Origin of the sequence: Cupriavidus numazuensis, assembly GCF_905397435.1 — a bacterium.
Taxonomy (GTDB): Bacteria; Pseudomonadota; Gammaproteobacteria; order Burkholderiales; family Burkholderiaceae; genus Cupriavidus; species Cupriavidus numazuensis.
Genome location: NZ_CAJPVI010000050.1, coordinates 62,632 through 70,101, shown reverse-complemented (window position 1 = coordinate 70,101; position 7,470 = coordinate 62,632). Strand labels below are relative to the sequence as shown.

The 7,470-nt window shown below is 60.3% G+C and carries 3 protein-coding genes and 1 pseudogene; all 4 read right to left on the bottom strand.

Translation table 11 applies throughout. The features are described 5' to 3' along the window. Nucleotides 1-160: 160 nt before the first annotated feature. Nucleotides 161-1,174, bottom strand: a pseudogene (locus KHO41_RS31130) (SEL1-like repeat protein); the annotation flags it as partial. Between the two features lie 5 nt (nt 1,175-1,179). Continuing rightward, nucleotides 1,180-2,475, bottom strand: coding sequence for an SEL1-like repeat protein (locus KHO41_RS31125; RefSeq protein WP_244874114.1), 1,296 nt, complete (start codon nt 2,473-2,475; stop codon nt 1,180-1,182). Between the two features lie 3 nt (nt 2,476-2,478). Continuing rightward, nucleotides 2,479-4,446: a phospholipase D-like domain-containing protein gene (locus KHO41_RS31120; RefSeq protein WP_211957090.1), complete on the bottom strand. Its 1,968-nt coding sequence runs from the start codon at nt 4,444-4,446 to the stop codon at nt 2,479-2,481. Then, the gene (locus tag KHO41_RS31115) at nt 4,443-7,076 is read right to left on the bottom strand and encodes a type VI secretion system Vgr family protein (protein WP_211957089.1); all 2,634 of its coding nucleotides are present in this window, start codon (nt 7,074-7,076) and stop codon (nt 4,443-4,445) included. Before KHO41_RS31115 ends, KHO41_RS31120 begins: the two co-directional genes overlap by 4 nt. Nucleotides 7,077-7,470: the final 394 nt, after the last annotated feature.

Sequence of the window (7,470 nt, the reverse complement as noted above, 5' to 3'; positions counted from 1 at the left end):
CTGCTCGGCATCGCTGGTGACGTCACCGCGCCGACCTATGCCGAGCTCTACGCCAAAAAATCGCTACCCACTACATCTAGTAGGTCTGGGAGCTAACCGGATAAGCACGGTTGTTTCCTTGCATTGCCATTCGGCTCGCGGCAGGGAACCGTTCGTCATTCGCCGAGACTTCGAGCGGCAGGCCGGTGGCAGGGTCGAGGCCCTTTTCCTTGCTCAGGCGGTTGATCAGTTCGTCCGAGGGCTTTTCGGGAGGAGTGGTCTGACCCTTTTCCCATTGGAAGGTGCCGTCCCAAGGTGGCAGCTTGGCGGGAGGAAGCGGAACGATCTGGTCGATGTCGGGGACTTTCGGATTGCGACCGTCGTTCTTGTCGATGAACTTTCCGATGAGCTTGTAACGCCGTGAGCGCTCAGCGTCAGCTGGCAGGGAAAGGTAATAGAGTCTATTGGTCGCAGGCGGCCCCTTGAAGCCTTCTTCCAATACAAGCGCAGACAGCGTGTCACCTGCCACTACACCGTTCTGAAAAACTCCTACGGCTTCCGAATACTGGGACTGACCCTGAAGATTGATGCCCAGCTCGGTCGCAGCCTCCCCGTGCCCTTGTTCGGTTGCGCAGCGACGCATCTGCCTGGCAATATCGGGAGCCTTGTCCCATGGCGCCAGCAGCTTTGCCACGTAGAACTGCGCCTCCGGACTGCCCAAGTCCGCCGCCTTGCGGAAATAGCGCAGCGCCATCTCCCTGTCCTGCTTCAGCCCATAACCCAGGTTCAGGTAGTAGCCGATATCGTAGTAGCCAGACGGCACGCCTGCATCGACGAGCTGACTGGCCAGGTCGACGCTCTCCTTCTGCGGCAGTGGAGACGACGCGAGGCCTTGTGAGACCAGTTGCTGCAGATTTCGATTGGCTTTGTAGTGACCGTGCGCAGCTGCGATCCGGTAGTAGCGGGCGACATCGTCAAAGTCTTTGGGCCCCGGACGCTTTTGTAGGTAACGAGCGTACTTAAATAAGCTGTCGGCATCCGGATCCAGCGGCGACAGATGATCGGCTTCGTGGATGCAGGTAAACGCCAAATTGGCGCGCACGGCAGCCAGATCAGGAACCGTTCGCATCGGTGGCTCCTTGGAGCAAGCAGTCAGCGCGAAGGCGGCCAGAAGCAAGGTCAGTGGCGTGCGCATGGTCATCAAGCCTCAGCACTGTGGGCAGTCAGTTCCCACGTCACATCTGCCGAACGTTGACGGTCACCGAGCAGGGCATCCATCCACGCAAAGCGTCGCGGATTCGGTCCGGTCAGAGGCGGCATGATGTCTCCCTTCGCGAAGCGCTGTCTGGCTCCGGCAACCATGCCCACGGCAGCAGGTACGCACCAGACGCCGCTTTGCGGACAGCGCTTTCCGGTCTCCGCCTTCGTCCCGAGTGGTAATGGTCTGAGGCTGGCAGTCGATGCGTCAGATTGCTCAGGTGTCACCGAGACCTCGAGCGGCAGGCCGGTAGCGGGGTCGAGGCCCTTCTCTTTGCTCAGGCGGTTGATCAGTTCGTCCGAGGGCTTTTCGGGAGGGGCCGCCCGTTCCCTTTCCCATTGAAAAGTGCCGTCCCATGGCGGCAGCTTGGCCGGGGGAAGCGGAACGATCTGGTCGATGTCAGGGACTTTCGGATTGCGACCGTCGTTCTTGTCGATGAACTTTCCGATGAGCTTGTAACGCCGTGAGCGCTCAGCGTCGTACGGCAGCGCGAGGTAATATGATCTATTGGTTTGAGGTGGTCCCTTGAAGCCCTCTTCCAATGCAAGCGCCGACAATGTATCACCCGCCATCACGCCGTTTTGGAACGCCGACACAGCCTCAGGGTAGAACCCATTACCCTGCCGATCGATTCCTAAGTGGAAGGCCGCATGCCCATGTCCTTGTTCGGTGGCACACTGACGCATCTGCCTGGCAATATTGGGAGCCTTGTCCATAGGCGCCAGCAGCTTCGCCACGTAGAACTGCGCCTCCGCGCTGCCCAAGTCTGCCGCCTTGCGGAAGTAGCGCAGCGCCATCTCCCAGTCTTGCTTGAGTCCATAGCCCAGGTTCAGGTAATAGCCGATATCGTAGTAGCCGGACGGCACACCGGAATCGACAAGGTGACTGGCCAGGTCGATGCTCTCCTTCTGTGGCAAGGGAGACGACGCAAGTCCTTGTGAGACCAATTGCTGTAGGTTGCGGTTCGCCTTGTAGTGACCGTGCGCTGCCGCGATCCGGTAGTAGCGGGCGACCTCGTCAAAGTCCTTGGGCCCGGGACGCGTTTGCAGGAAACGCGCGTACTTGAACAGCTTGTCGGCCTCGGGAGCGAGCGGCGGCAAGTGATCCGTTTCGTGAACACAGGAAAAGGCCAAATTGGTGCGCACGGCAGCCAGATCGGGAACAGTTCGCATGGGCTTTTCCTTGGAGCAAGCGGTCAGCGCGAAGGCGGCCAGAAGCAAGGCCAGTGAAGTGCGCATGGGTCAGTCCAGAATGGTCCGCTTGGGATCGTCGCGGAAAAATTGGATCAGAGAAGACTCTGGAGCCCGCCCATTGTTGCGGTTGTTCGCATTTCGCTCGATGGTGCCAGCCCACTGTTTGAATGCCTCCGCCGGATCATCCTGCGCCCCCAACTCTCCAGTGTGGATATTCCACAACCGCCGGCGCAGCGGCCGCGTCACCTTGTCGTTCTCATGACATATGTTCAACTCGCTATCGCCTTCCATGCTGCGTGTATTGATGTTGGCCGACCCGAGCGTCATGAACACGTCGTCCACGATCATCAGCTTTGAGTGGATATACACGTCCTGCCATCTTCCAGGCGGTGAGTCGGGTGCGACCAAAGTACAGACGTGGACTTTCAGGCCCGGAATTTCCTCGGGCACGACCACCTTCGGTGGCTCCTTCATTTTCGCCTTCAGCTTTGCTTTAGCCCGCTGTGCTTGTTCAAGCTGATGTTGTGCCTGAGCAAGCTTCTGCCGGATCGCTTCCGAATCCACATACTGCTGAACTTCGTGCGCGCCCCGGATAGCCTCCCTGGCTTGCATTTCCTGCTCCACCGCCTGATCGTGCTGCTTTTTCAGATCGGCTTGCCGGACATCTTCCCGCTCCAGCGTCGCGACACCGGGGATGGTGTCGGCACGACCCAGCGACTCAAGCATCCGGTACGTATTGACGGTGCCGTCGCCCATGCCCTCATCGCTGGAATTCGTCACGACAAACAAATGGATGGGTCCATGCTCGCCAGGGTCGCGTCCCCACTTGAGTTGCGCCATGGCGGCTGATTTGATCTTTTCCGCCAGCGGCGGAAAGCGAAAGTACTGGTTCTCGATGTAGATGAACCTTGTCGCATTGTTCACGGCTTGCAAGTACATCGTCTCGATGTCCCGCTTGTTCTCCTGCGACTGCGTGCGCAGAACCTGCGCCATCACCTTTTGGCCAAGTGCGGGCCGCAGCTTGAGTCCGCTCGCGGCATGCTTGCGCGCCTTGCCTAGTCCAGCGTCGGTTTCCCGATCCCATGCCTGGCAAAAATTGTCGTTCAGGTAGCGCAGAACGGGCCCCGTTATCCGGCTCGAAATGTCCTGCCGTGGCGTGGCGCCATTGCGTCCCTGATCGCCGCGCGTCTTGACGGCGCTGTGGGAATCGATATCCCAGTATGCGTCCAGCATGTTGTGGCCCATAACGTAGCCGACGGCGCTGTCCGGAATCTCGTAGTCCACCAGCACCATTTTCTGGTGATGGGTGGGTGCAAGCGGTCCCATGGCCACTCCGCCGGCAGCCTTGTTCGCGCCGCTGCGTTGCGCGTCGGCGCCGAAGATGCTGGTCCTGAAGGCGATCTCCGCGCGGTCTTCCAACGAAAAGTCCCGAGTCATGAACTCGACATTCTCGAGTGTCGCCAATCGCCAGGCCGGCAGAATTTTCGCCGCGACCACAGTCGGATGCATGACCAGGTTGCGGAAGGTCAGCCTTCGCGGATCTTTCTGGGCAACGCACCAGAACCAGTAGCGGTCAAATTCCGCAGGGAAGCAGCGCGCATCGGGTCTCGCCATGGCGCGAGCCGCCGGTCGGTACGGCATGTTTGGTTCGGGGCCGAAGATATTGTTGCTTTCCGGGATGCCAAGTGCGCGTCCGCCCCAGCACAACACACGCACCTTGATGCCGCGTTTCCCCATGGCTTCGAGCAACTCACCGATACATTGCGTTCCCTGTCCATCCGCGCCTCGCCGGAAGAACATGGAGGGCTGGAAGCCCCAGCAAATGATGTCGATGCTCGATTGCGCTGATTGAATGGCGTTGTAGACGTCGCGGAACGTCTCCTCGCCATTCACCAAGGGTTCGAAGGTACCTGGCGCACGGGCATATTCCGTGCGTTGGACGAACCACGGCAACGTAATGGTGGCGCTTCTCGTACGGGACAGCGCAATGGGCACGGTGATTGGAGTTTTCGTCATGCGTCAGATCCCGGTTCAAGCAATTTCTGGTAGACATGGCGGTAATCCGCCCGATCCGCGGCGGCACCGTCACTACCCGGCCCTATCTCGTGAAAATGAAAGCCGTGATTTGCCAGTTGGCCGTTTTTCACGTCGCGCTTGTATTCCTCTGCAACGGGCAGGGCGTACGAAACACCGTTCGCTAGTTCCAGTTGATAGCTTTGGGTGGCCGCGTGATGATCGACCGGGATCGTCCCCGAGGCGTCCGTCACCCCTTGCTTGATCAGCGCACCGTTCGCGAGCAGCTTGTATGGCATGCCGACTGGCAAGGTGCTATGGGAGAACGGCGAGGCTACTGCATTGAGCATCAAAGGCTGGGAGGGCAGTTCACTGCCAAGGTTCGTCGACACCTTCATGGAGACAGCGGCTTCCTTGTCCCATGTCGCACACTTTTCGCGGATATCACCCGGCGTGCAGTTCTCGATGCGCTCCGCAGCGATCCGGATGTACGATCCACCCGCACCGATCCAGACTTCCTTCTCTGCGGAGAGGATCAGCTTGCCATTGGCGCTGGTGATCTTCAGGTCCTTCAACGCTGCCAGGTGCATCTCGTCGCCCTGCGCCTGAATTTCGACCTTGCCATGGGCTGCAAAGAGCTTCATGCCAAGCTTGCTGGCAAACAGCGATATCGCTTCACCCGCCGCGACGGTGAATTTCTTCAGGACACTGATATCGGCATTGCCGCTCGACGTGACGGCAAGCTGTCCCTGCGCGGCGATATGCATGTCGTGCCCGCTGGTCAAGGCGATGCCCGCGGGAGCCGTTGCGAGGAGCACCGCTTGTTGCAGCTTGTCCAGACGCTGCTCCAGGAATTTCCGCTGCTGCTCTACTTCTGCTGCATAGGCCTGGGCGGCCCGGGCACTTTCGGCGAGCCCTTGCATTTGCACCACTGCGGCCTGCAGCTGTGTCCTGGCGCTCTGCATGTCGAGTTGCTGGCCGGCCGCGCGCGGCTGATCGTCCGCCGAGAGGAGCAAGCCCTTGCCACCTCGAATCGCGCCCCAGCCCGACGTACGCAGCTCGAAGCCGTCTCCACGCTGATTCTTCCTGCCATCGACCAGATAGCCAAGGTTGAGCTGCGTCTTGCCGCCATATTCGGTGGACAGCTTGATGCTCTCCTGCCCTTTCCAGTCCTCCATGCGCAGCTTGTTGTTGCTCTGCGTGCGAATGACGTTGCGCGACAACCACCGGTCGTGGGTGGTGATGAGGTCTTCCTGCCGACTGTTGTGCAGCGCATGGGCGATATACGGCCGGTTCGGGTTGCCGTCATGGAAGCCGATCGCCACCTCGGTACCATCGATCAGCGGGAAGTGGAAACCCGTCTGCAGGCCGCCGGCGAAGGGCTTGGCCAGGCGCAGCGGCACGCTTTCGCCGCCCCTGGGCCATTCGTCGAAGTCCAGGTCAAAGCGGACGACGTAGTGGCCTGCATGGGTCAGGTACGCATACTTGTACTGCCCCGGCGAAGCGATGCGTCCGCTCAGCGTCCCGGCGATGCGTGGCCAGTTGGCCTCATCCATCGGCAGGCGGAAGCGCCGGTCCGAGGGAATCGCCTTGTACGTGTTGCGGTACGCCTGATCGCGGGCACCGCTGTGGATGACTTCGGTAATGACCTGGCCGTTGGGCGCATCCGGCAGCGCAAGATCCATGCGCAGGATGCGGGCCGGGCACAGTTCCAGCACATTGCTCTCACCGTGGTAGACGACTTGTCCGGCCAGCGCGGCTTCGTGGCGCAGTTGCGCCTCCCATTTGGCGCCGTCCTGATCGAGGTGGTGCGTGCCGTAGGCGTAGGGCTGGCCGTATGTCGTGCGATCCTTGCGCGCGATGTTGGCCTCTGCCTTGAAGCGCTCGTAGGCCTTGTCCGGGTTGTAGTCGGCTACGAGAAATGACGCCGGCACGGTCCTGGCATGGGTCTCGAGAGCGAATACCGCCTCCACACCAGCCTCCAGACCCGCCGTCTCGCGGTACGGCATACGCAACTCGGGCTGGTAGATATAGTGGTCGATATCGTCGCCAAAGACGATCATCTCGCCAAACTTGCCTCGCACGAAGTAGCAGTACAAGCCTTCCTGCTTCATCAGCAGACGGATGTAGTCCCAGTCGGACATCTGGTACTGCAAGCGGAATTTGTGCTCCGGGTACTGCCGCCGCGTCTTGAAGGCGAACTGGTGTCCCTTGAGGTCATGCGCGCGCAGGATCGCTTCGATGATCTGCGGGGCGCTTTTCTGCTGGTAGATGCGGCTTCGCTGCGTCAGGCCGAGTAGCGCGACCGCGGGCTGTAGCACCATCTCGTAGGCGCAAAAATCGCGCGTCTGCCGCGTCTTGGCAAAGCGGGTGATGCGTCCGGCGAAACGGCGCGGCTCGCTGTCATCGGCGGTCTGAATGACGAAGGTCGCCGGCTTGGTGAGGTATTCAGCACGATCCAGCTCCAGAGGATGGGTCAGCTGGACAGTCACCTCGTAGGGTTCGCCAAGCCGCTCCACGGCCGTGAACGACACGACCGAGAGCGCGCTGGCACTCGGCGCACTGGGAATCTCCAGAAAATACGCTTGTCTTCCCGTGACCAGCGCAGCTGGATCACTCCATCCCTCGGCCATCGTCGATTTCCCTTTGTCGGGCACACCCCAGACCGGAGTGCGCGGGTATCAGGCAATCCTGGGCGCAAGGATCATGAATCCAGCGCGCCCAGACTCAGCGCAAGCTAAGGCAATCGACTTAGGGCGGATATAGAGTTAATCCGAACTTGGTTTGGGAATTTTCCTGTTCTTGATCAGGAGATGATGCATCGCAAAGGAGCTGAATCGTCGGCGACCGCCTATCGTCAATGCGGACGATACCGGCGCAGGTAGCCACGCACTTCCCACGGCTACACTTAGAACTCGCCTGTTTCCGGCGTGATCCGTACCGTGGCGACTATTCGTGCGGTCAGACGATTTGCCGCAGCGATGAAATCGATGCTGCCCGTCACGTCAGAGCGCAACGGGTCTGGCC

Excerpts from the sequence above, each read along its gene's own strand:
- KHO41_RS31125 (WP_244874114.1), bottom strand. The coding sequence starts at position 2,475 with ATGCGCACTTCACTGGCCTTGCTTCTGGCCGCCTTCGCGCTGACCGCT.
- KHO41_RS31120 (WP_211957090.1), bottom strand. The coding sequence starts at position 4,446 with ATGACGAAAACTCCAATCACCGTGCCCATTGCGCTGTCCCGTACGAGA.
- KHO41_RS31115 (WP_211957089.1), bottom strand. The coding sequence starts at position 7,076 with ATGGCCGAGGGATGGAGTGATCCAGCTGCGCTGGTCACGGGAAGACAA.